This is a genomic window from Roseibium sp. M-1, from assembly GCF_054515675.1.
The window spans coordinates 1,887,285-1,911,306 of the sequence record NZ_CM137257.1 but is presented as its reverse complement, the minus strand read 5'-3'; the positions used below and the strand labels follow the sequence as shown (position 1 = coordinate 1,911,306).

At 60.6% G+C, this 24,022-nt stretch carries 21 protein-coding genes and 2 tRNA genes; 10 read left to right on the top strand and 13 right to left on the bottom strand.

Translation table 11 applies throughout. The features are described 5' to 3' along the window. Nucleotides 1-23: 23 nt before the first annotated feature. The 3 genes from ACX3M4_RS08690 to ACX3M4_RS08680 form a co-directional block, all read right to left on the bottom strand. Nucleotides 24-575, bottom strand: a complete 552-nt coding sequence (locus ACX3M4_RS08690) for a TRAP transporter small permease subunit (RefSeq protein WP_459358188.1) — start codon at nt 573-575, stop codon at nt 24-26. A 204-nt stretch (nt 576-779) separates the two neighbouring features. Beyond that, a complete protein-coding gene (locus ACX3M4_RS08685; RefSeq protein WP_459358187.1) occupies nt 780-1,802 on the bottom strand; it encodes a TRAP transporter substrate-binding protein in 1,023 nt (340 codons plus the stop codon). 29 nt (nt 1,803-1,831) lie between these two features. Then, nucleotides 1,832-2,386: a gluconokinase gene (locus ACX3M4_RS08680; protein WP_459358186.1), complete on the bottom strand. Its 555-nt coding sequence runs from the start codon at nt 2,384-2,386 to the stop codon at nt 1,832-1,834. Between the two features lie 122 nt (nt 2,387-2,508). On the opposite strand from ACX3M4_RS08680, the gene gntR reads away from it, so the two are divergent. Then, nucleotides 2,509-3,522: an HTH-type transcriptional regulator GntR gene (gene gntR, locus ACX3M4_RS08675; protein ID WP_459358185.1), complete on the top strand. Its 1,014-nt coding sequence runs from the start codon at nt 2,509-2,511 to the stop codon at nt 3,520-3,522. A 23-nt stretch (nt 3,523-3,545) separates the two neighbouring features. Here the strand turns inward: gntR and ACX3M4_RS08670 are convergent, their stop codons facing one another. Then, nucleotides 3,546-4,361, bottom strand: coding sequence for a hypothetical protein (locus tag ACX3M4_RS08670; protein WP_459358184.1), 816 nt, complete (start codon nt 4,359-4,361; stop codon nt 3,546-3,548). A 331-nt stretch (nt 4,362-4,692) separates the two neighbouring features. Next, nucleotides 4,693-4,769: transfer RNA gene (locus ACX3M4_RS08665), tRNA-Pro, on the bottom strand. 374 nt (nt 4,770-5,143) lie between these two features. Here ACX3M4_RS08665 and ACX3M4_RS08660 point away from each other — a divergent pair. After that, nucleotides 5,144-5,218 (top strand) — tRNA-Gln (locus ACX3M4_RS08660). Between the two features lie 1,679 nt (nt 5,219-6,897). Here the strand turns inward: ACX3M4_RS08660 and ACX3M4_RS08655 are convergent. Next, the gene (locus tag ACX3M4_RS08655) at nt 6,898-7,461 is read right to left on the bottom strand and encodes a TetR family transcriptional regulator (RefSeq protein WP_459358183.1); all 564 of its coding nucleotides are present in this window, start codon (nt 7,459-7,461) and stop codon (nt 6,898-6,900) included. A 50-nt stretch (nt 7,462-7,511) separates the two neighbouring features. On the opposite strand from ACX3M4_RS08655, the gene ACX3M4_RS08650 reads away from it, so the two are divergent. Then, the gene (locus tag ACX3M4_RS08650; RefSeq protein ID WP_459358182.1) at nt 7,512-8,111 is read left to right on the top strand and encodes a dihydrofolate reductase family protein; all 600 of its coding nucleotides are present in this window, start codon (nt 7,512-7,514) and stop codon (nt 8,109-8,111) included. On the opposite strand, the gene ACX3M4_RS08645 is transcribed toward ACX3M4_RS08650, so the two are convergent. Continuing rightward, nucleotides 8,100-9,506, bottom strand: coding sequence for a phosphatidylserine decarboxylase (locus ACX3M4_RS08645; protein WP_459358181.1), 1,407 nt, complete (start codon nt 9,504-9,506; stop codon nt 8,100-8,102). The genes ACX3M4_RS08650 and ACX3M4_RS08645 overlap by 12 nt on opposite strands. A 257-nt stretch (nt 9,507-9,763) precedes the next feature. Between ACX3M4_RS08645 and ACX3M4_RS08640 the strand changes: the two genes are divergently transcribed. Beyond that, complete coding sequence (locus ACX3M4_RS08640; RefSeq protein ID WP_459358180.1) at nt 9,764-11,686, top strand: acyl CoA:acetate/3-ketoacid CoA transferase; 1,923 nt, start codon at nt 9,764-9,766, stop codon at nt 11,684-11,686. Nucleotides 11,687-11,707: 21 nt separating this feature from the next. Here ACX3M4_RS08640 and ACX3M4_RS08635 read toward each other — a convergent pair whose 3' ends face one another. Next, nucleotides 11,708-12,412: a helix-turn-helix transcriptional regulator gene (locus ACX3M4_RS08635; protein ID WP_459358179.1), complete on the bottom strand. Its 705-nt coding sequence runs from the start codon at nt 12,410-12,412 to the stop codon at nt 11,708-11,710. Nucleotides 12,413-12,481: 69 nt separating this feature from the next. Between ACX3M4_RS08635 and ACX3M4_RS08630 the strand changes: the two genes are divergently transcribed. After that, entirely contained in the window at nt 12,482-13,078 is a 597-nt protein-coding gene (locus tag ACX3M4_RS08630) for a glutathione S-transferase family protein (RefSeq protein WP_459358178.1), read from the top strand. 90 nt (nt 13,079-13,168) lie between these two features. Here ACX3M4_RS08630 and ACX3M4_RS08625 read toward each other — a convergent pair whose 3' ends face one another. Further along, complete coding sequence (locus tag ACX3M4_RS08625; RefSeq protein ID WP_459358177.1) at nt 13,169-13,672, bottom strand: PilZ domain-containing protein; 504 nt, start codon at nt 13,670-13,672, stop codon at nt 13,169-13,171. 293 nt (nt 13,673-13,965) lie between these two features. Between ACX3M4_RS08625 and cysQ the strand changes: the two genes are divergently transcribed. The 3 genes from cysQ to cysN all read left to right on the top strand — a co-directional run bounded on the left by cysQ (nt 13,966) and on the right by cysN (nt 17,740). Continuing rightward, entirely contained in the window at nt 13,966-14,808 is an 843-nt protein-coding gene (gene cysQ, locus ACX3M4_RS08620) for a 3'(2'),5'-bisphosphate nucleotidase CysQ (RefSeq protein ID WP_459358176.1), read from the top strand. 66 nt (nt 14,809-14,874) lie between these two features. Further along, on the top strand, nt 14,875-15,804 hold the full coding sequence (cysD, locus tag ACX3M4_RS08615; RefSeq protein WP_459358175.1) for a sulfate adenylyltransferase subunit CysD: 930 nt from the start codon (nt 14,875-14,877) through the stop codon (nt 15,802-15,804). 1 nt (nt 15,805) lies between these two features. Further along, on the top strand, nt 15,806-17,740 hold the full coding sequence (gene cysN, locus ACX3M4_RS08610; RefSeq protein WP_459358174.1) for a sulfate adenylyltransferase subunit CysN: 1,935 nt from the start codon (nt 15,806-15,808) through the stop codon (nt 17,738-17,740). Nucleotides 17,741-17,855: 115 nt separating this feature from the next. On the opposite strand, the gene galE is transcribed toward cysN, so the two are convergent. Continuing rightward, the gene (gene galE / locus ACX3M4_RS08605; protein WP_459358173.1) at nt 17,856-18,845 is read right to left on the bottom strand and encodes a UDP-glucose 4-epimerase GalE; all 990 of its coding nucleotides are present in this window, start codon (nt 18,843-18,845) and stop codon (nt 17,856-17,858) included. Between the two features lie 192 nt (nt 18,846-19,037). Between galE and ACX3M4_RS08600 the strand changes: the two genes are divergently transcribed. Further along, the gene (locus ACX3M4_RS08600) at nt 19,038-20,051 is read left to right on the top strand and encodes an NAD-dependent epimerase/dehydratase family protein (RefSeq protein WP_459358172.1); all 1,014 of its coding nucleotides are present in this window, start codon (nt 19,038-19,040) and stop codon (nt 20,049-20,051) included. 24 nt (nt 20,052-20,075) lie between these two features. Here ACX3M4_RS08600 and ACX3M4_RS08595 read toward each other — a convergent pair whose 3' ends face one another. Beyond that, a complete protein-coding gene (locus tag ACX3M4_RS08595) occupies nt 20,076-20,552 on the bottom strand; it encodes a YbaK/EbsC family protein (protein WP_459358171.1) in 477 nt (158 codons plus the stop codon). A 564-nt stretch (nt 20,553-21,116) separates the two neighbouring features. Further along, nucleotides 21,117-22,259: an NAD(P)/FAD-dependent oxidoreductase gene (locus tag ACX3M4_RS08590; RefSeq protein WP_459358170.1), complete on the bottom strand. Its 1,143-nt coding sequence runs from the start codon at nt 22,257-22,259 to the stop codon at nt 21,117-21,119. A gap of 121 nt (nt 22,260-22,380) precedes the next feature. Between ACX3M4_RS08590 and mnmD the strand changes: the two genes are divergently transcribed. Beyond that, on the top strand, nt 22,381-23,103 hold the full coding sequence (gene mnmD / locus ACX3M4_RS08585) for a tRNA (5-methylaminomethyl-2-thiouridine)(34)-methyltransferase MnmD (RefSeq protein WP_459358169.1): 723 nt from the start codon (nt 22,381-22,383) through the stop codon (nt 23,101-23,103). Here the strand turns inward: mnmD and ACX3M4_RS08580 are convergent. After that, nucleotides 23,100-23,978: a LysR family transcriptional regulator gene (locus tag ACX3M4_RS08580; RefSeq protein ID WP_459358168.1), complete on the bottom strand. Its 879-nt coding sequence runs from the start codon at nt 23,976-23,978 to the stop codon at nt 23,100-23,102. The genes mnmD and ACX3M4_RS08580 overlap by 4 nt on opposite strands. Nucleotides 23,979-24,022 lie beyond the last annotated feature (44 nt).

Genomic DNA, 24,022 nt, shown 5'->3' with positions numbered 1-24,022 from the left:
CTGCAGGGAGCCGAAAAAGTCTGTCACTTGCGCCCCCTGGCGTAATTGAAAGCGAGGATCAGAAACTGCACCGCCATCACGGTCATGACGATCAGCAGGAAAACCTTGATAAGACCGGGAAAGACCGGGTCCCAGGCGCTGCCCGAGCGCTCCAGGCGGAAGCTGCCGTCCGGCCGGAAGGCAGCCTTTTCCACCATCAGCCAGGAGGCCCAGGCAAAGAAACCGCTGGCGGCCATGCAGACAAGCGAGATGACGACGTCTAGACCGCGCCGGACGCGGGGCGAGATCGCATCATAGATCAGCACCACCCTGATGTGCCGGTCTCGCGCGGTGCAGTAGAGCCCGCCATAAAGGAAAGCGGCGCCGCAGAGGAAAATGGTGGTTTCATGGGCCCAGATGGTCGGTGCGTTGAAGACATAGCGCAGCACCACCTCGTTGATCAGGACCAGCATCGAGATGACGATGCCGACGGCAAACAGCAGTCCACCCTTGTCAATCCAGCGCCCGAGCATGCCTGCCTCTGCGACAGCGCCGGGATCCTTTTCCCGCTCTGGTGTATCGTTCAATTCCGCCACGGTTTCCTCCCGTTCTTTACAAAACGGGCGCCCGAAGGCGCCGCGTTTCCCTTTCCTGCCTGCATATCCTGCACCACCTCGCCGGAGGCGCAGAGCAAAACGGAGCCATCGAATGATGGGCCGCAAATTCCGAGTTTGCTACCCATCCTTCGAGACCGGCCACTGCCCCTCCTCATGAAGAGGAGGGTCAGGCAGCCGGGCAGCTTATTGCATCAGGCCGTTTTCTTTCAGGTAACTGGTCAGAACGTCATAGACTTTCTGGGCATTTTCGGAGCGCTCGGCGACCTTGGCCCACTCGCCGGTGGCGATGGTACGGAACTTGGCGCGCTCTTCCGGCGACCAGTCGGTGATGGTCACTTCACCGCTCGCCTTGGCTTCCTCGACGGCTGCCATGTCGCGCTCGGCAAGGGCGGCCACCTGGGCTTTGGCGAATTCGGCAACGCTTTCTTCAAGTGCAGTCTGCAGCTCCGGCGGAAGCTCGTCCCACTTTGCCTTGTTCATGGAGATTTCCACCAGCGGCATGGAGTGGAAGCCCGGATAGACCGGGTTCGGCGCGACCTTGTGCATGCCCTGCGCATGATTGGTAGAGAACACCGTGTAGTCGGCCGCATCGATCACGCCCTTGTCGAGCGCGGTGAAGACTTCCGAACCCGGCAGGTTGACCGGGGCGGCGCCGGCCGCCGCGAAAACCTGCTGCACAAGGCCTTCCGGCGCGCGCAGCTTCAGACCCTTCAGGTCGTCGACGCCGTTGAGCTGGACCTTGGAGACGAAGGCTTCCAGACCCGGTGTGGTGGCGCCGATGAAGTGCAGGCCGTAAGGTTCGACCAGTTCGTTCATCAGCTCCTTGCCGCCGCCCTCTGCCATGAAGGCAAACATCTGATCGGGCGACGCCCAGGCGCCGACCGGGTTGGCGATGAGGCCGAAGGCGGGATCCTTGCCGGCAAAATAGGACGTGTCGGTGATATGACCGTCGAGAATTCCGGCGGAAATGGCGTCCTGCGTTTCGTTATGGGCAACGATCGATTCCACCGGCAACAGCTCGATCTCGATCTTGCCGCCGGTCTTCTCCGCAACGCCCTTGGCCCAGCCCTGCTGCAGCTCGAAATTCGGGTTGCCGGCCGGATCGGACGACTGGAAGCGGAACGAATAGTCGGCGGCGAGCGCCGACGTGGCAAGTGCGCCCACCGCAACGGCGGCAAGGGCGGCTCTGGTCAGGTGTTTCAGCATGATTTCCTCCCGTAGGTTTCCATCGCCGGCTACGAGGCGATGGTGACAGGCGGCTGGTGTTGCCGCAGTTCTTCAAGGGCCAGATCGACGAGGTCGTCGGCTGGCCTTGAAATCTGAAGTGTGAAGCCGGCTTCGTCGGCTTCGAGCGGTTCCAGGATCGCCAGCTGGCTGTCCAGCAGCGTTTCGCCGACGAAGTGGCCCTGGCGGTTGCCGAGCCGCTCGGCGATCAATGCGCGCGGACCTGCCAGATGCAGAAACCGGCAACCGGGCAGGGACGCCCGCAACCGGTCGCGATAGGTCCGCTTCAGGCTGGAGCAGGCGATGACCGCCCCGCCAGCACAGTAGACCTGGAGCTTGGCGGCAAGCGTGACCGCGTCCAGCCAGGGCATGCGGTCGGCGTCGGTCAACGGCTCTCCGGCAGCCATCTTGCGCTTGTTGTCCGGGCTGTGAAAGTCGTCAGCTTCGACCATGGCGACGCCAAGGCGTTCAGACAAGCGCTTGGCCAGAAGGCTTTTGCCGGCGCCGCACACGCCCATCACGATGAGCACCTTGTCGCCCTTTTCCGGTGGCCTCTGCGGCTGCATTTCCGTCCCCGTCTGGTGTTCTGTTGGGCCTATTGAAAATGATAGCGCTAACATTTGTCAAACATTTTTTTATGAGCTATCATTCCAGCTGAGTGAAATAGCTAAATAAATATCTGTAATGGTTGGATAATTTGAAAACGACAATTGCCGATGTTGCTCGCGAGGCAGGTGTTAGCGCTATGACTGTTTCCCGTGCCCTGCGCGATCCGGACAAAGTCTCGGCAAAGACTCTCGTGAAAATCCGGGCTGTCGTGGACCGTCTCGGCTACGTGCCGGATCCGGCCGCGAGCGCGCTGGCCGCAGGCAAGACAAACGTCATCGGCGTCATCGTGCCCTCCGTTACCAACAACGTCTTTTCCGATGTCATGCGCGGCATCTACGAGGCGGTGGAAGGGTCGAAATGGCAGGTCCAGCTCGGCAATTCGCGCTATTCGCCGCTGGAAGAGGAAAGCCTCGTCCGGACCTTTCTCAGCCAGAAGCCGGCCGGCCTCATTCTCTCCGGCCTTGACCAGTCCGACGAAACCGCGCGCCTGTTGACCACCGCCGGGTGCCGCATGGTCCAAATCATGGAATGCGGGCCTGATCCGTATGACATGATGATCGGGTTCTCCCATAGCGAGGCGTCTGCGGCGGCGACACGTCACCTGCTGGCTGCGGGTTATGAGCGGCCGGGTTATATCGCGGCCCGTCTCGACCCGCGCAGTCAGCGCCGTCTGGCGGGGTTCAGGGCGGCGGCCGAGAAGGCTGGCGTGTTCGCTCCGGGCCGCATTGTCACCACGCCGAGACCGTCCACGGTGACGCTCGGCTGCGAACTCGTCGCCGATCTTCTCTCCAGGGCGCCCGAGACTGACGCGATCCTGTGCAACAACGACGACCTTGCACTCGGCGCTCTTTTTGAATGCCAGCGACGGGGAATACGTGTGCCCGAGGATATGGGCATCTGCGGTTTCAACGACCTTGAAATGATGGCCGCCGCCAACCCGCCTGTTTCCAGCGTGCGCACCTTCCGTCTCGACATGGGGCGCGATGCCATGCGCATGCTGATGAACGCGCTCGCCGGCAACGAGCCGGAAACACCGGTTGTTGATCTGGGTTACGAAGTCATCGCGCGCGGCAGCACGGCGAGAAACGGGTAAGTCAGCAGCCGTTGCCTCAGGTGCTATTCCGCCTTCGGGGCAAGATTGAAACGGATCGTGGAGATGATGTGCCACTCTCCCGGACGCAGGTCATAGATGATCTCGATCGGGCACCAGTCACCACCGCATGGGGTCGCCATCTTGATGACTTCTGAAGGGGCAAGAGGATGGGTGCCGGCAAAACGCGGTTCGGTGAGAATGGCGGAAAAGAGCTGTGGCACGCCGATATACAGCATCTGGATTGCCTGGGTCCGGTGGTCGTCGTCAGACGCGGCCTCTGCCTGATCCGGTTTCGGTCCGATCGTGACACGGCATGATATCAGGTTGCCCTCGTCGTCATACGCGACCTCCCATGCAGGGTGACCCGCGGCCGCGTCTTTCTCGCTGTCGCCGGTTACGGAGATCGCATAGCGGTCCTCATTCCAGCTTTTCCCGGGAAACCCGAGCGCATGCACATCGCTGCGTTCAATCGCATATCCCTTTGGTGCCACTTCAAGCAGCGTGTTCTTGCCCTGGTAAAGTGCGTTGCACAGCACCCGGGTCACCCGGAAGACGGTCCACAGCCCGCCGGTGTCTTTAGACGGTTCCACAAGGGAGAGCCGTCCTAGAAACATGGAATAGTCGCCGAGGCCTGCGCTGCCGAGTTCGGGCCTGTCGCTTTCGGCACGTTTTCCCGGCGCGCCGAAACCCGGTGCATCCATAGACGCGCCGAGGTTGTCCGCCCCAAACACAAACCCCTCTTGCGCGAGCCCGTCTTCCGGCGAGGCAACCAGCGCGGCGGCGACTATGAAGGGGGCGGCGAGACATGTCGCCCATCTCACGTTCCGAAGGATTTTCATCGCCGGCACCTCTTTCCTGATCGCAATTCCCTTTAGCCTTCCCGCTATGGCAGTGGAAATCAAGGAGTGGAGTCCAAAGGGCCGATGCCGAGATCTTGAGGGCCCGCCATCTGCGAAGGGCATTCAAAGGGGCGGGGTGCGATGCAGCAGTTGAGGAGCAGCCGCTGGTGCTCAACAGGAAAAAGGAGGTGGCGAGGTTCACGTCCGGTGACGCCTTCATCTGCAGAGCGGCTTGAAACGCCATCGCCGGCAGGCCGAGCGCGAGAACGTTTCGGCGACTCGAAAATGAGGTTTTCCGGGAGCAGACAAGAGGCAAGGAGAAAGAAGAAAATGGTCGGAGTGAGAGGATTCGAACCTCCGACCCCCTCGTCCCGAACGAGGTGCGCTACCAGGCTGCGCTACACTCCGACACTTGATATGAGCTTCTTTTGGGTCAGCTCATCGGGAGCAGCGGGGCGAGCCCGCGCTGCGTGGAGGCTCATGTAGCAAAGCTGCTCACTTCCCGCAAGAGATTTGCCGTGGAGAATGTCACTTTTTTGAACTTGTGAATAACGTCAGGCAGATAGGTGGCGATTGCCCGGAAAATCCAGCCGATTCGGTTCCCGGTCCGGGGACTTGTAACCCATATCGCAGTATTCTCTTGCCGCCGTCATATCCCTCGAAGCCGCATGGAGGAGGAGCAAAAAGCCAGTTGGGGAAAACCCGCCTGAACGCGCAAAAGATTGATCCTTGAGAGGCTTGCGCTCCGCCACCGGCCTCGCTATACAGCGTCCCCACGGCCTTGGGGTGTAGCCAAGCGGTAAGGCAGCGGTTTTTGGTACCGCCATGCGAAGGTTCGAATCCTTCCACCCCAGCCAAGTTTTCTGCATCATATTGAAACGACTTCACTTTTCGGCTCAGTCCGTTTTCCGGAATGGGCGTGCTGCCCGATTTGGTGATGCGCAAAGTTCACACTTGCGTTCCTCGGACAATCGGGCGAGCGCCCTATGGCGATGCACCTACTGTTCAAGAATGGCCGGTTCCAGCTTCGCCCGTGTGTATCGAAGCGTCTCCACTTGCAACTCGGGTCTGCAGATCCGGTCATTGCGCTACAGTCGAAACCGCCTTTGCGAGTTCCGGCTGGTCTTTGCGTCTGCAACTCTCTTCGTGTCAGGCTAGAGCACTGTGATGGTCGCGGTGGAATCCGGTCCATTTTTCATGCGGACCTGGAAAGACCTCCTTAAGCGTCGTCTGAGAGTACCCTGACTTGAAATACAGTAATGGGGACGATGCGAAGGGTGATGTTTCCAGGATCCGACAAAAAGACCGTCAATTATAGTTTTACTTTGAGGTTGAACGGCCCGCATTTTTCGTGCTGGAAGAGCTGGAGCTGCCAGAACGTTTGTCTTTACCTATATAAAAAGGTTTGTGTTCGTAGGAATTACCTTTTCCATAACAATTCCGGTAGGCTATATTTCTCTGATCGCAGCCACCATAAACACTACATGAATTTTTGAGAATACTTATGCAATCTTTCGCCATACTTGCGCTCGGAAGACTGAGCGCGATAACAGAGAACGTGGCGGCGATTACACTATTTGAGAACTTCATGATGTTTCTCCAGGACTGAAAGCCCCTGAGTGATACAGCGCCCGCATGAAGAGCCCATCCCCCATATGTGCTATAGGGCGTCTTGATTTCCGTGGACCTTGTGCGCAATGCGACGTGAAACGCTTCTGTGTGGGCTCTGATTACTACACTGACATTGTAACTGCGCGGCTCATTCCTCGAACTCCAACTCGGAAGGCTGCCGAACCGCAGCCAGCTTCCGGCCGTTTCCGTGTGAGGTCGGCTGGAGCCGTGCAAAGCCGTTTCCCGAGATGTCGGGGCTTTTCATTCGCGCGCAAACTTCCGCCCGGGAAGAGGTGACGAAGTTATCACCAGCAGCCTTTGAAAATCCGGTTTTCCAATCTTTGTCGTTTCTGCCGGATTAAGATGCTGATCCGGATAAGTTAAAAATTTTTCCTTGCTTAGCTATGCACATGTTTTCAACAGGTCGGGTGACGTTGGTGTTGAAAAGAATAATTCAAAGTAGACGTAAGGTCATTAACTAAGCATTATCTTAATAACTACTGAGCCAGATCGGTTCCGCCTTGGTAAGCGGCTCACCAAACTGGCGTTTCAGTAGCCCGCGCTCAAGCTGTTCTGCTTGTCTTTCTTCGGAAAGGTCTTGCCTGACGGGTCTTGGGGGACCACGTGGGATGCGCTTTTTGCGGCCGCGCGACGCAGACAGCGCTCCGGCAAACCGGTAACGGCGGGTTATCCGTTTAACCGGCGTCCGTTCGAAACCGCAAGGTTTCGTGCAGACGGGCCTGAAGCTCCTGGACGGGAGCGGCAAGGTCTCCGGAGTAAGGATCGATTTGGCTGTCTGTCCGCCAGGGCGCTGCCGGAACGAGTATCCTGCTTCAAACAGGGGGGTGCTGGGTCAAACCGGCACCCTTTTGTTTTTGGAAAGCGCTTCATCGGCGTTTCGCCGTTCTTTGGCGACTGTCTTCGGTCAGCTGGGCCCTATGGCCTCGTACCACTCTTCAAGCTGCTTCCGGACAAACGCTCCAAACGGCTCTTCCCGTGTGAAACCCCACCAGATCAGGGCGCCTTGCCAGACGCTGGCCATCTGCCGTCCAAGGCGGTGGGCCCGGTCACCGTCTTCCGCAAGGCGGCGGCCAAGGGCGTTGGCCAGAAAAGCGCCCCAGGCGGCGCCACGAGCGCGCAGGACGGGATTGCGCATGTCCTCGCGCAATAGCAGCAGGCCGTTCGCAAATCCGTGCTCGCCCTCGTCCGTTGGTGTCAGTTGCATCAGCAGGGAAATCGCTCCGTCGGGATCAAGGGGCATCTCGGCATCCGCTGTCCGGGAGAGGGCGTCGAGCCTGTCCCAGGCGAAAAGAAGGACGGCCTCAACCATTGCCTCGCGGTTGCCAAATCGCTGTACCAGGGTCGCAGCCGAGAGGCCGGCTGCTGCGGACGCGCGCTGGAAGGTCAGATTGTCAGGTCCGGTTTCCGCAAGCGTTTCCAGGAGCTTGTCGAGAACGGTTTCATCGGAAATGCGCTTCGGTCTTGCCATGATCCATTAATAAACATATATTCGTTTATAAATCAACGAAGAGGTTTTCGATGGCAAGAATTCTCGGCTATATCGCCGCGAGCCTGGACGGGTTCATCGCCGGTGAGGGGGATGATCTGGATTGGCTGTTCAAATATGACAGCATAGATCTCGGCGAGCATGACTACAGCCGTTTTCTGGATCGTATCGGGACCGTTGTCATGGGGCGTGCCACTTATGACTTCGTGGCAGCAAGCCCGGATCCCTGGCCATACGGCAGGCAGCGGGTGATCGTCGTAACCTCGAGACCGATCGACAAGCCGAAGGGGGCACTCGAAACACGCCGGGACATCGACGGGCTGATCGCGGAGTTGCGCAGCCTTGGTGATGGCGATGTCTGGATGCTGGGAGGCGGCAGGCTGCAGATGGCGTTTCTGGAACGCGCCGCGCTGGACGAGATCGAGGTCTACCTGATGCCGGACCTGATCGGCGGTGGGGTTCCCCTTTTCCCGCCAACCGGATTGAGGGCAAGTCCGAGGCTGTTGAGTGCCAAACCCCTGGACCGCGGCTGTGTCCGGCTGCACTACGCCTTCGATGGGAAAGCCGCCGCCCGACCTGGCCGGGTGGCAGCGGCCCGGATGAGCCGCCGCCGCGCTGTATCAGTTCCCTGAGGGCGGTGCCGGAGGCGTTTCCGGCGTCGCGCTGCAGGATGTCACACCGCCGAAACAGCCGTATTTCTGGCCTTGGACCGACGGCATATAGTTGACGCCGGCGCCCGGTGCTTCTTCAGGCGCCTTGTCAACAGTCAGCACAAATTCGGCCTTGGGCTCGAAGATCACCACGAAGTCCGAGCCGCCAAAGGCGAAATTGGCGAATTCCCAGCCCTTGTCGGCCATGGCGTTCTCCGTGACCCAGTCCCGTTTGACGATGGAGGAGACCTGGGCCATCCCCATCGGCGAGATCACCACCGTGCCGTAGTCCTCGGTCTCGATGCCGACCACCATGCGGGTCTGGCCAAACTGCCAGTCGGCAGTGTCCTGCGGATCGTAGTGACTGACTTCGCCTTGCTGGCGCGCGACAGCCCAGCCGGATTTCATCCGGACGCCCGCCTGCAAGTGCTTGAAATAGACGATCTTGCCGGCAACGGGCACATGCAGCCGGTGGTAATTGTTGACGTTCAGGAACTGGTGCGTCCAGGTGCCGCCTTTGAAGAGTTCCGGGTCGAGCGAACCGAATGTCTCGATCACCTTTTCCCCGTCCTTGCCCGAGATGAACTCGAAAACGTCGCTGTAAAGCTGTCCCTTGATCACTTCGCCCGACTGGGCAACACCGTCGTAGGTGGTCACAAGTTTGCCGTTGGTGCTGATCGGCCACCATCCGGCCGAGTTGCTGTCACCGATGGAGACGACGGTCGCCGGGTCGCCATATCCTTCCACCGGGCGCGAACCGGTCGGGAATTGGGCAGGGCACAATTCGCGCACGAAAAAGTCCTGGAAGGTCTGGTAACCGCCTTCCGGGGGGCAGTACCAGTTGCCGAAATTCGGATCGCTGGTGAAGTCGGGCACATGCACAGCAGAGGCCGGGGTCTCCAGGTATTTGCCCCATTCGACTGCGATCTCGCGCATCCATTCGGAAAACGCATCGTTCTCGAACTGGATCTGGCCGCGCGGATCGGTCGTCAGTTGCCGGTCCACCAGAAAATAGCTGTAGGAGAGGAGGTCGAGAATGTTCCAGTTGCAGTAGTTCTTGCCGTCCATGCTCACTCGGATCGCGCCGTCGAAGGTGCCGGTGTTGATGTTCTGCGGCGGGTAGGTGACCAGCGCGTCGACGAAGTCGTAATAGTCATCGAGGTTTGCCACCGGATTGGTCTTCGGATCGGAATTGATGGCCTGACCGAGGGCGATCGACCTGGTGAGCTGTTCCTGCACCGACGGGTCGCCTTCGACGAGAGCGATCAGGGCCTTTGTTGCCGGCTGGCGGCCGGGCACGGGACAATCCTGCGCCAATGCGCCTGCCCCTGAGGCAAGAAGCGCGGCTGCGACTGTGGAAGCGAAGCGGATATGCATCGAAGTACCCCCTGGAAACGAGTGAAATTGCCGCTGTGGGATACCGGCTTGGGCCGGAGCGAATTCAAGCCCATGCGGCGAAATCTAGTATAGGTTAATGGAGCGAATATATACAATTCTAGGTAGTTTTTCGGGCCGACCACCCGCCCGGCGGCCTGGCCGCTCATGCCCGAGGGGGCATCATCCTTTTGCCGATGCCGGACCACTGGACGCCGGCCTGCTGTGTGGTCAAAACTGGTGAAAACGGGGAGGATGGAATGCGGCGGAAGGTTGTGTCGGCGGCGGATGCAGCCGCGCTCATCAAGGATGGCGATACGCTCACCACCTCCGGCTTCGTCGGCATCGGCGTGCCGGATGAGCTGTTGGCAGCGGTCGAGGCGCGGTTTCTGGCAAATGGATCTCCACGGGGCTTGTCGCTGGTCTTTGCAGCCGGACAGGGCGACGGCAAGGAAAGGGGGCTCAACCGGCTCGGCCATGAGGGGCTTCTGAAGCGCGTTGTTGGCGGTCACTGGGGGCTGATCCCCAAGGTCGCCGCACTGGCGGTCGAGGGCAAGATCGAAGGCTGGAACCTGCCGCAAGGCTGCATCAGCCAGCTCTATCGTGATGCTGCTGCCGGAAAGCCTGGCATGTTGTCCAGGGTCGGGTTGGAAACCTTCGTCGATCCGCGCAACGGCGGCGGGGCGGTCAACGCGATCTCGACCGAAAGACAGGTTGAGCTGATGGAGATCGGCGGCGAGGAGGTTCTTTATTATCCGGTTCCGAAACTGACGGTGGCGCTCCTGCGCGGCACCACGGCGGACGAGGCCGGTAATGTCACCATGGAGCGCGAGGCGCTGGTGATCGACAATCTCGCTCAGGCGATGGCGGTGAAGAATGCCGGCGGCGTGGTCATCGTCCAGGTGGAACGCCTTGCCCGCGGCCGCAGTCTGCCCGCGCGGGAGGTCCAGATCCCCGGCATTCTCGTCGATGCCGTCGTGGTGGCAAGTGCCGAAAACCACATGCAGACCTACAAGACAGCCTTTTCTCACGCCTTCACCAACCGCATCCGCCCGCCGGAGGGCGAAATCCCGGCAATGGTACTCGGGCCCCGCAAGATCATCGCCCGGCGTTGCGCCTTCGAGTTGCCGGTCAACGGCGTCATCAATCTCGGCATCGGCATGCCGGAAGGCGTTGCCGCGGTCGCGGCCGAGGAGGGTTTGCTCGATCACGTGACGCTGACGGCCGAACCAGGCATCGTCGGCGGCCAGCCCGCGTCAGGTCTCGATTTCGGTGCGGCGGTCGATGTCGACGCGGTCATCCCGCAGAACTCCCAGTTCGATTTCTATGACGGCGGCGGGCTCGACATGGCCTGCCTCGGCCTCGCCCAGGCCGATGCGCAGGGCCATGTCAACGTTTCGCGTTTCGGCCCGCGGCTTGCCGGCGCCGGCGGCTTCATCAATATCAGTCAGAACGCCAAGGCCCTGGTTTTTGCCGGAACCTTCACCGCCAAGGGCCTGCATATTCATCTGGAAGGCGGGCGAATGGAGATCCGTCAGGAGGGCACGTCGCGCAAGTTCCTGGCCGATGTCGAACAGATTACCTTCTCGGGCAAAAGGGCTGCCCGTCTCGGCCAGCCGGTGCTCTACGTGACGGAGCGCTGCGTCTTCCGGCTTGGGACCGACGGTCTCACCCTGACGGAGATCGCCCCGGGCATCGATCTGGAGAAGGACATCCTGGCGCAGATGGATTTTCGCCCGATCATCGGCGAGGTGAGCGAAATGGATGCCCGCCTTTTCCGGGATGCGCCCATGGAACTGCGCCGCGAACTTCTGCATCTGGACCTGCCGGATCGCATTGCCCTCGACGGCGAACGACGGCGCCTCTTCATCAACTTCGAGAAGATGCGCATCCGCACGGCGGACGAAGTCGAGCAGGTTCGTGCCGAAGTCCAGCGTGTCTGCGGACCGTTGGGGCACCGGGTGGATGTGATCGTCAACTATGACGGCTTCCACCTCGACGACGATGTCGCCAACACCTATGGCGACATGGTTGCCGACCTCGAGGCGCACTACTATGGCACCGTCACCCGCTACTCCGGCTCCGCCTTCCTGCGCCTGAAGCTCGGCGACACGCTGAAGGGCCCGGCGCATATCTACGAGACCCGGGAAGCGGCGCAGGCGTTTCTGGACGGGCGCGGGTGAGGGCCGGGAAAACCGGCCCGACTACTCACCGCGCGTTGCCGCTTCCGGCCACCTCTGCCGGACATACTCCCTGATCAAGCTGACCCGTTTTGGCCGGAAACTTTCGCTGCCCCGCTCAAGTGTCTCGATCCGGCTGACATGAAAAAGGCGGAAGTCCTGTCGCAGGCAGCAGCGGGCGAGCAGCAGTAGCGTGTCGGCGCTGTAGGAGAGGCCCATCGGCCAGATTTCCCTCGAGGTCACCCGGTCCTGCAGGTCGCGATAAGTGATTGCCAGGCTGAATTCCTCCCAGCAGGCTTCGCGCAGAAGGTTCAGGTCCACGGTGACCGGCGGGCGGCTGTCGGCTTGCCGCCAGGTGCGCAGGATCGTGTGCATGGCATGGCGGGACTGCTTGTCCGGCAGGGTTGCGATGATCCGCGCCATGGCGTTGCGGCCGGCCTCGATCAGGATGTCGTCGCCGATCTGGTCGAGGCTGCTCATGGCCAGCATCAGGGCTTCGATTTCCAGTCTGGAAAAGCTCTGTGGCGGCAGCGCGGGATCTTCCGTCAGCGTGTAGCCGACCCCGGCCGCCCCGTCGATCAAGGCACCACCTGCGCGCAGGGTCGCGATATCCCGGTAGAGCTGGCGCTGGGAAACACCGGTCTCCTCAGAAAGTCTTGCGGCGGTCACCGGCTGCGGCAGGCGCCGGAGCGTGTCCATCAGGCGCATCAGTCTATCGGTACGGGCCATTTTCTCCTGCCGCAAATTGTCAGCAGGGGGAGGCTATACCTTTGTCATCGCAACAGAAAGGTGCTTTTCATGCCAACGCTCTATCATTCCCCTCGCAGCCGCTCGTCCGCAATTGTTGCCCTGGTCGAAGACCTTGGCGCCGATATCGAAATCCGCGAGGTATCGATCCCTCGTCAGGATGGTTCGGGCGGTCCAGATGCCGCAAATCCGCATCCGGAAAAGAAAGTTCCATTTCTGGTCGATGGCGACGAGACCATCCGCGAACGTGGCGCGATCATTCTCTACCTCACCGACAAATATCCGGAAGCCGGGCTCGGTCCGATCGAGGGGCAGCCGGGACGCGGGGCCTATCTTTCCTGGCTGTTTTATTATCAGGGAGTCATGGAGCCGGTGATGATATTGCACTGGGCGGGCCTGACCCATCCTGCCCTGGAGGCAAGTCTTCGCGACTTTGACGCGATGATAGTCCGGCTGGCTGACACGCTGGAAAAACAGCCCTACCTTCTTGGCGATACCTATTCGGCTGCCGATCTTCTGTGTGCCAGCCCGTTTCAGTGGTTCCCGGACTTCCTGCCGGACAATGCGGCGATCCGCAATTGGGTGCAGCGCTGCAGCGAACGTCCGTCCGTCCGTCGGCTCGTGGAGCGGGAAACACTCGCGGCCTGACCGTTTCAGGTGACTATTACCGAATAACAAAAGGCTCCCCGGTCGCCCTGGGGAGCCTTTTGTTCTGTGCGAACCGCGACGGTTTGGTGGTCAGCGCCGTTTGCCGAAAGTCGGCCTGCCGGCACTGTCTACGGTCCTGACACGCCGTCCCGACGCGCGCCGGTCTTCTTCGCCGTCATTGAAGTGACGGCGCTGGAAGAAATTGTCCGGGCTGTCGGTGCGTTCGTCCACCTCGTTTTTCAAGGCTTCCTCGGACGTTCTCAGCACCTGGGCACGCATCGCGGCGGCCGGGCGTTTTTCGCTGATGAACTGGACACCGCAGCGCAGTCCTTCTTCCCAACGTCTCTCACAGGTGACTTCGTAGTTTTCCAGATCGATATGCAGGTCGAATTCCCGCGGCAGCATATAGGCCTGCTCGAATTCAAGCATGGCACCGCCGTCAGAAATGTTGCGCACGATGCAGGGGATGGATCTCAGCCCGTGCTGAAAAACCATCTTGCCTTTCTTGAACACACGCGCCCGCCGCTCGCGCGGCATCTGGTCGCTGGCGCTTTCATCCGCTACGTGATGCGGGTGGGGTTTTGCGTCCGACATGGGGCTCTCGCATTTCTTGTCTCGTAGGCGGACAGCCCACGATCTGGTGCGAGTTTAGTCGCAAAGGCCTTGCCAATCGGTGAATCCGAAGTTGACTTAATCAATTCGCCAAATGTTTTTTCATTGAACGCAACAAAAGCTCTTATGCGGAGGCAAGAGAAACCTGAGCGTTTTCATTTCGCCGGTATTCGTGGAACACCATTCCTTGAATTGATATAGGCTCCTTCTTTATCTACGGGCAATCCAAACGACCGGACAGACGGGGTTTCAAGCCCTGCAAGATTGAGGCATTGATGACGGAAGACCAGGCATCCTTTCTGAACCGGCTCGCGATACGCGCGAGTGAGGAAATTCTGAAAATCTATGCCGAGCCATTCGAGGTTCAGAGCAAGGACGACGGCTCTCCTGTCACCAAGGCGGATGCTGCAGCCGAAAAGATCATTCTTGCAGGCCTTGCCGACCGCTTTCCGGACGTACCGGTAGTGGCCGAGGAGGCCGTCGAAGCCGGTGAACTGCCCGCGACCGGCAGCCGCTACTTTCTGGTGGATCCGCTCGACGGCACAAAGGAATTCCTGAAGAAGAACGGCGAGTTCACGGTCAATATCGCTCTTATCGAGGATGGGCGCCCGGTCTATGGCGTCGTCTCGGCGCCCGCGCTCGGCGAAATCTTCTGGGGCGGTCTGTTGCAATCGCAAGAGGGCGATCGGCCGGCAGCGTTCAAGGGCCGCATCGAGGGTGGCTCGATAACCGATGTCGCACCGATCAATGTCCGAACTCCGCCGGAAGCCGGCCTCAGCGTGCTTGCCAGCCGTTCCCACATGTCGGCCGAAACGGCCGCTTTGATCGACCGCCTGAAGGTGGCCGAACAGCTTTCGGTCGGCTCGTCCCTGAAACTGTGCTGGGTGGCCGAAGGCCGGGCGGATCTTTACCCGCGGCTGGCACCGACCATGCAATGGGACATTGCCGCCGGCGATGCCGTCGTGCGAGCCGCAGGCGGCGCGGTGGTATTTGCCGCAAGCGGTGAAGATTTCACCTACCGTGTGCCGGAAAACGCCCGCAAGGACGACCTGCGCAATCCCCACTTCCTGGCCGTCAGCTGCAAATCCCTCTTGCCGGACCTGGCGCCTGCCGCCTGATCAGGCGGGCTCCGGCCTGCTGACCCAACGAGACGGCCGGACCGCCGGCCTAACGGAAAAGCGAACATGAATATGCAATCTCACGGGATCACACCCGAGCGTCTCAGCAACCTGAAACGTCTGGAAGCGGAAAGCATCCACATCATCCGCGAAGTCGCGGCGGAATTCTCCAATCCGGTGATGCTTTATTCCATCGGCAAGGACAGCGGCGTCATGCTGCATCTTGCGATGAAGGCGTTTTATCCCTCCAAGCCGCCGTTCCCGCTTCTTCACGTCGATACGACCTGGAAGTTCCGGGACATGATTTCCTTCCGGGATGAAACAGCGAAACGTCTGGGTCTGGATTTGCTCGTCTATACCAACCCGGAAGGGCTGGAGAAGAACATCAATCCGTTCGACCACGGCTCGTCCGTGCACACCCACGTCATGAAGACCGAGGCGCTGAAGCAGGCCCTCAACAAATACGGCTTCGATGCGGCTTTCGGCGGCGCACGCCGGGACGAGGAAAAGTCCCGTGCCAAGGAGCGTGTCTTCTCCTTCCGCAATTCCAATCACGGCTGGGATCCGAAGAACCAGCGGCCGGAACTCTGGAACCTCTACAACGCTCGCGTTGCCAAGGGCGAGAGCATCCGGGCGTTTCCGCTCTCCAACTGGACCGAGCTCGACATCTGGCAGTACATCCTGACGGAGAATATCCCGATGGTGCCGCTCTATTTTGCCGCCAAGCGCCCGGTCGTGAACCGCGACGGCATGCTGATCATGGTCGACGACGACCGCATGAAGCTGCAACCGGGTGAAGTGATTGAGGAAAAGACCGTCCGATTCCGTACGCTCGGCTGTTACCCGCTGACCGGCGCCATTGAATCGGATGCCGACACCCTGCCGGCGATCGTCCGCGAAATGCTGATTGCCCGCACCTCCGAACGCCAGGGCCGCCTGATCGACAAGGACGAAAGCGCGTCGATGGAAAAGAAGAAGCGCGAAGGATATTTCTAAGATGACCGACATCAACATCCAGGAAGCGACTGAAACGGCGGTCACCGACTACATCCTTGCCCAGGAAACCAAGGACCAGCTGCGGTTCCTCACCTGCGGCTCCGTCGATGACGGCAAGTCGACGCTTATCGGCCGCCTGCTCTACGACACCAAGTTGATCTTCGAGGATCAGCTGGCTGCGCTCGAACGCGATTCCAAGAAGCACGGCACGGTCGGCGAAGAGATCGACCTGGCGCTGCTGGTCGACGGCCTTGAGGCGGAGCGCGAGCAGGGCATCACCATCGACGTCGCCTACCGGTTCTTCGCCACCGAAAAGCGGAAGTTCATCGTCGCCGACACGCCTGGCCACGAGCAGTACACCCGAAACATGGCGACCGGCGCTTCCACCGCCGATCTCGCCGTGCTGCTCGTCGATGCCCGCAATGGCCTGATGGTGCAGACGCGCCGCCATGCCTTCATCGCATCTCTCCTGGGCATCCGGCATGTGGTGCTGGCGATCAACAAGATCGACCTCGTGAATTTCTCGCAGGAACGCTTCGAGGAAATCCGCAAGGACTTCGAGACCTTTGCCAACGGTTTCGACTTCGAGACCCTGCAGGCGATCCCCATGTCCGCCCGCTTCGGCGACAACGTCACCATCCGCAGCGACAAGATGGCCTGGTATGCCGGTCCGACACTGCTGGAGCATCTGGAGACCGTCCAGGTCGGCGAACATGTTCTGGAGGCACCGTTCCGCTTCCCGGTTCAGTGGGTCAACCGGCCGAACCTCGATTTCCGAGGCTATTCGGGCACCATTGCCAGCGGCCGTGTCGCTGTTGGTGACGAACTGGTCGTTGCAGGTCCCGCCAAGATCTCGAAGGTGAAGACCATCGTCGGCGCCGGCGGCGAAGTGCGCGAGGCCCGTGCGGGCGAGGCGGTCACGCTGACGCTGGAAGACGAGATCGACATATCCCGCGGCGATCTGTTGTCCTCCACCGCCCACCGTCCGGACGTTGCCGACCAGTTCGCGGCCCATGTCATCTGGATGTCCGACGAGCCGCTGCTGCCGGGCCGTCCGTATCTTCTGAAGATCGGTACGCGCACCGTTACTGCGACGGTGTCAGAGATCAAACACAAGATCAACGTCAACACCTTCGAACACGTTGCCGGCAAGACGCTGACGCTGAACGAGATTGCCTTCTGCAATTTCGCCTTGTCGTCTTCGGTTCCGTTCGACCCCTATGAGGCCAACCACACCACCGGGTCCTTCATTCTCATCGACCGCATGTCGAACGCGACGGTCGGCGCCGGCATGATCTGGTTTGCGCTGCGCCGGGCGAGCAACATTCACTGGCAGGCGCTCGACGTCGACAAGAAGGCCCGGTCGGAAAAACTCGGCCAGAAACCGGCGGTGCTCTGGTTCACCGGGCTCTCCGGCTCGGGCAAGTCGACCATTGCTTCCATCGTGGAGAAGAAACTCCATATCGACGGCCGTCACACCTATACGCTCGACGGCGACAACGTCCGCCACGGCCTCAACAAGGATCTCGGATTCACCGATGCCGACCGGGTGGAGAACATCCGACGGGTGGGCGAGGTCGCCAAGCTCTTTGTCGATGCAGGCATGATCACGCTGGTGTCGTTCATCTCGCCATTCAGATCCGAGCGTCAACTGGCGCGCGACCTGATGGGGGAAGGTGAATTCATCGAGGTGTTTGTCGATACGCCCATCGAAGAATGCCGCAAGCGTGACCCGAAAGGACTTTACGCCAAGGCGGACCGGGGTGAGATCAAGAACTTCACCGGTATCGACAGCCCCTATGAGGCCCCGGAAAATCCGGAAATCCACGTGCGCAATGTCGGGCGGGACCCGGAAGACGTCGCCGAGGAAATCGTCGCCTATCTGCGCGAGCGCGGCTTCCTCAACAGCTTCGCGTCCGACGGCGAGGGCATCTGATCATTCGGCTCGGCCGCTCCCCTTCGGTCGCGGCCGCGCCAGACTACCCAATTGAGAAAACCCTCTGCGGTCGGACGATCGTGGAGGGTTTTGTTTTGAGATAACCGGTTTTAGGTCAGATCCGGTTGCGGCGGCTTAGGCTGTCTTCCCAGGAAAGCGCGTTGCGGACGATCTGCTCCAGATCGTCGTTCTCGGGCCGCCAATCGAGTTCCGACCGCGCGCGGCCGCTGTCGGCCACAACCTTGGGCGAGTCGCCGGCGCGCCGCGGTGCATCCACGACATCGAAATCGACGCCGGAAACCTTTTTGACGGCACGTATGACGTCCAGAACCGAGAAGCCGCGGCCATAGCCGCAATTCATGACGGCGCTTTCCCCTCCGCGCCGCAGGCGTTCGACCGCAAGCCGGTGGGCGGTGGCAAGGTCGCTCACGTGAATATAGTCCCGGATGGCGGTCCCGTCCGGCGTGTCGTAGTCGCGGCCGAAGACGGACATGCTGTCGCGTTTGCCGAGTGCCGTTTCGCAGGCAACCTTTATGAGATGCGTCGCATTCGCGGTGGCCTGTCCGGACCGCCCGCGCGGATCGGCGCCGGCCACGTTGAAATACCGCAGCGCCGTATAGGTCAGGTCATGCGCAGCCGCCACGTCCCGGAGCATGAATTCCGTCATGAGCTTCGAGGTGCCGTAGGGCGACAATGGCGCCAGCGCCGCGTCCTCGGGCACCGGGATCAGTTCCGGGTCGCCATAAACCGCAGCCGTTGAGGAAAACAGAAAATGCTTCACACCGTTTTCGACACAGGCTTCCAGAAGCACCTGGGTGTTGGCCGTGTTGTTGCGATAGTATTTCAGCGGGTTCTCGACGGATTCCGGCACGATGATCGATCCGGCGAAATGAATCACGGTCTCAATGCCGTACTGCCGCATGAGGGCCGAGATGGAATTCTTGTCACCAATATCGGCGACATGCAGCGGCACCCCTTCAGGGACCAGCCAATCGAACCCGGTCGTCAGGTTATCGACAATGACCGGGGTTTCGCCCGCGTCCAGAAAATTCAGAACGGTGTGACTGCCGATATAACCGGCGCCGCCCGTGATCAACACGGTCATGGTGAAACCTGTCCTTTACGCCGTTTCCGAGGAACGCGTTCTTGATACGTGATTCCTCGAAACGGAACCATGCATCGTCCAGCCGGCCAAAGCCGGACTTTACGATTGCTCGCATCCGCGAACCCTTTTAATACGAGCGCATTCGGCCTGTTTCATTTCAGATTTTTCGAACGAAAGGCTTTGGGCATCGACATGAAGACCGTTTTGGTGACCGGCTCAGCCGGATTTATCGGCTATTACCTGTGCACGCGCCTGCTCAAGGACGGCTTCCGCGTCGTGGGGCTCGATGCCATGACGGATTATTACGATGTCCGCCTGAAGGAGCGCCGGCAGCAGATGCTGATGCAGAACGAGCATTTCAGTCCTGTCAACGACCGGGTCGAGGCGCCGGACCTGCTGATGTCGCTGTTCCGTTCCGAAAAGCCCGATTTCGTCATCCATCTCGCCGCCCAGGCAGGCGTGCGCTACTCGATCGAGGCGCCGCGGTCGTATCTGGAAAGCAATATCGCAGGCACATTCGAGCTGCTGGAAGCGGCGAGGGCTTTTCCACCGGAACACATGCTGCTCGCTTCCACCTCATCCGCCTACGGCGCCAACACGCATATGCCCTATTCGGAAACGGACAAGGCCGACCATCAGATGTCGTTCTATGCCGCGACCAAGAAGGCGACGGAGGCAATGGCGCATTCCTATGCCCATCTCTATCACCTGCCCGTGACCATGTTCCGTTTCTTCACGGTCTATGGCCCCTGGGGCAGGCCGGACATGGCACTCTTCAAGTTCACCAAGGCGATCCTCGAAGGCAAGCCGATCGACGTCTATAACTACGGCGACATGCGGCGTGATTTCACCTATGTGGAGGATCTGGTCGAGGGTATCCGGCTCCTGATGGATGCCGTGCCGGTGCGCCCCGCAGAAGGTGAAGCGGTTCCCGAGGGCGACAGCCTGTCGCCCGTCGCCCCCTGGCGGGTGGTCAATATCGGCAACTCCACCTGCGTGCAGCTGACCGAGTTCATCGAGGCGATAGAAGCTGCGACCGGAAAGACCGCCGAGCGCAACCTGATGCCGATCCAGGCCGGCGATGTGCCGGCCACCTGGGCGAACGCCGACCTGTTGCAGAGCCTGACCGGTTACCGGCCGAAGACCACTGTTCAGGACGGCGTGGCCAGGTTCGTGGAGTGGTACCGGTCCTATTACGGCGTTTGAGCCGGATCCGACCGCCTGGTTGCCTCAGCCGCCGGTTTGCGGCGGCTGACAGACATCGACCCACTCGGCTGCCGTGATCTCGGCCATGCGGTCCGGAGAAATCCTGACGGCGGCATTGGTCGCACCGGCCGCGGGAATGACGATGTCGAAATCCTTCAGCGATACATCGCAATAAACCGGCAGCGGCTGGGCGAGGCCAAACGGGCAGACGCCGCCGACCGGGTGTCCGGTCAGTTCTTCCACCTCGTCAAGACCCAGCATCTTCACCTTGCCGCCGAAGGTTGCCTTGGCCTTCTTGTTGTCCAGCCGCGCGTCGCCCCGGGCGACAAGCAGGATGATCCTGTCCTTCAACTGGATGGAGAGCGTCTTGGCGATCTGGCCGGGAGCAACGCCATGGGCGCTGGCGGCAAGGTCAACCGTCGCGCTGCTGTCTTCGGTGACAAGAACCTCCAGGTCGGGGGCGGCGCTGGCAAGGTGGTCGCGGACGCTTTCAAGGCTCATCGGTGAGGGAATCCTTCAGGCTTTCGGGGAGGATAGACGCGAAAAAATTGCAGTACCCGCCGGGACGGCTCTAAATTTGTGCATATCAGTAATTTCATCCTGCTGTAAATTAACAAAGCATTCATTGTAATCTTAAAGGGGTTTTAACCATTTGCTCCTTAAACGGTAGTGTGTGCGGTTAAGGAATTCTAATTCCGGATGACCGCGGATTTGTCGTTCAAGGATTGCCGCAATGGCGAGAGTCGCAGCATCAGCGTCTGAAGTTTGTTCCTCTGGGGTGGAGCGGAGCAAGCGAGCTGACCTGTCGGCGGACCGGGGTGGGACAGTGAACATGCCATTTATGGTGGCGAAAAACCTCCTCTTTTGGGGGACGATTTCGCTCAGCGTCTATGGTCTCTACGCGGTGGTGGCCGCGCTTTAAGAGACGCCGATATTCTGGTCATTCATGGATGAATGACCGGCCAGCGTCTTTGTGCCGGCTTCTCCGGACCAATTTCTCTCGAAAATCCAGATAGCAGGGGCAGTTTTGCCGCCATTGCGGATCCGTGCCTCCAGTCTGCCGGATCAGACCGTTTCGAAATGGTGTTCTGGCCGAAAGGTTGCGGGCAGGGGATGGCTTGCCGGCAGTCCGGTCAGCTCGGCGACCAGCGCGTCGGCGATCAGATGGGCGATCCCGAAGGAAATCTTGAAGCCGCCGGTTGCCGCAAAGGCAGTGTGGTAGCCCGGCAGGCGTCCTGCCAGCGGATCGCGTTTGTGGCAGCGTGGGCGGATGCCCGCCCAGTCGGACAGGACCGCGCGCCCTTTCAATTGCGGGCAAAAGGCCGTGGCCCGCTGCAGCAGCTCGCTTGAGCGGGCAGGCGAGGGGGCATCGTCCTGAAAGTCCCGGTCGGACGTGCTGCCGACGGCCACCGTGCCGTCGCCGTGGGGCACCACATAAAGCCCGTCGCAATAGATGGCAGGTCTGTCTTCAAGGCCTTTGCCTTCCAGAAGCAATGCCTGACCTTTTTCGCCGCGGCCGATGTGCTGTCCGGTCAGTGTTTCGATCAGGTCGAAGGCCGCAAAGCCGCCCGAGACGACAAGGTTGCGGCCTTGTATCGCCGGAGCATTGCCCGCCAGGAGGACCCTGCCGGTCTTGTCCTCATACCCGATCACTTCGGCTCCCTCGACAAGCTGGCCGTTCGCTCGCACGTAGGCGGCAAGCGCGGCGAGATACGCACGGGGGGACACACGGGCGGCAAGGGTCTCGTAGACAATCCCGAAGGGGGCGGCGTCTGCCGCCAGCCAGTCCGACCGGCTGCCGGCCGGCTCCACCACATAGGAAAATCCGGTTTCCTCCGGGCGCCAGCGCAAACGGCTTTCCTCGGCGCGCTCCAGGTGATGGTCCAGCTTGTCCGTGGTGGTCAGCGGCAGGATGCGACCGCAGCGGTGGTAATGGCAGGAACGGCCGGTCTCGGCTTCAAGCTGCCGGATGCGGCTTTCCAGCGAAAGCAGCGCCCGAAACTGGAATTCCTTCTTTGGGTTCCAGCGCGCCGGCATATGCGGCATCAGCGCGCCGAGCACGCCGCCGCTGGAGCCGGCACCGACATAGGATTTTTCCAGAACCGTTACACTCAATCCCGCCTTGATCGCCGAGTAGGCGACCGCAAGGCCGAAGATACCGGCGCCTGCGATGACAACGTCGGAAGTCCCGGCATCGGAAGTCGGCATAAGCGGTTTGTCCTTTGGGATTGATTGATCTTGGCAGCTCTCATATGAGATCGCGATCAGATTGGCAAAGGCGGAAAACGCTTTGCCGGCAACCGACACCGACGGGAACAGGCCTGAGAATATGTCCACCAAGGCGCCCGACCTGGAATGGCTGGATGGGGATATTCCCCGGGCCGAAGGTTTCAACGATACCTATTTTTCCAAAGCTGGAGGCCTCGCCGAAACGCGGCATGTCTTTCTGGCGGGCAACGGCCTGCCCGGCCGTTTCGAAGGTCGTGAGCGGTTCACCATCGCCGAATTCGGCTTCGGCACAGGCCTCAATTTCCTGACAACACTCGCAGCCTGGTCGGGGCAGACGAACCGGCCGCCACTGTCATTTCTTTCCTTCGAGCTCTTCCCGATGACCCGGGACCAGCTCTCGCGTGCCCTCAATGCATTTCCGGAACTTCGGACGTTTTCACAGGCGCTGATCGATGCATGGGCGCCGCAGCCGGGCTGGAACCGGCTGGAGATTGCCGGTGCCACGCTTCTGCTCGCCATCGGCGATGCGCGTGAAATGATCGGTGAATTGAACCCGGAAAAGACCGGTCAGGCGGGATCGGGCCAATCGATTGCGCCCATCGATGCCTGGTATCTCGACGGCTTCAGTCCTGCGCGCAATCCCGAGCTCTGGGATGCGGGTCTGCTGCAATCGGCAGAGAAGCTGACAGCGAGCGGTGGAACGCTCGCGACCTACACAGCTGCCGGATGGGTGCGCCGGAACCTGCAGGCGGCCGGCTTCGACATCGAGAAGACCGACGGTTTCGCGGGCAAACGCGAGATGGTGACAGGGCGCAAGCCCTAATTTGCCTCCTTACGGACAACTGACGCGATCCATTTTCGAAACTTCACCATCGGGCTCGTTTCTTCGCGGGACTTCAGCCAGGTCAGCCAGTAGCTGCCAGTATGAACACTGGCCTCAAAGGGCCGCACGATGTCGCCGGTATTCAAGGCGCGCGAAAACATGGCAACGGGCACGAGCGCCACACCGGCGCCTTGGGCAACCGCGTCGACCATGGCCAGCGAGCTGTCGAACATCCAACCGCGGGCCCGCGGTGGCGGCAGGCCGGCGGCCTGGAACCACATCGTCCATTCGTCCGTCCGGTAGGAACGTAGCAGCGGTTCCTGAAGTAGGTCCGCAGGTGTTTTCAGTCTGGAGGAGGCACCCGGTGCGCAGACCGGTGACAGGGGTGCGTCCAGCAACTTTTCCGCGTTGGTCGCATGCCAGGCGCCGTCGCCGAAACGCAGGAAGAAATCGAGACCGTCCGCCAGCATGTCGGCGCGGTTGTTGTTGGTCTTGAGGCGCAGGTCGATCTGCGGGTGACGCGCCGAGAACCCGGAGAGGCGCGGCAGCAGCCAGCCGGTCGCAAAGGTGCCGACGACGCCAATGGTCAGGACTTCACGGAAATTTCCGTCCTCGAACCGGCTGAGCGCATCACTCATCCGGCGGAAGGCATCGCTCAGGACCGGCAGCAGAGCCAGGCCTTCGTCGGTCAGGGCAACACCACGCGGCAGGCGCTCGAAGAGGGACACCTGCAACACGTCTTCCAGCGCCTTGACCTGATGGCTGATGGCGGTCTGGGAGACGCGAAGCTCCAGCCCGGCCCGGGTGAAACTTGAAAGCCGGGCGGAAGCTTCAAAAGCTCTCAACGCATTGAGTGGAAGTTTGGAGACGTCCATCTGGTCATTTCCGAGGCCAAGTTTTGTTCATGGCTAACCTCAGT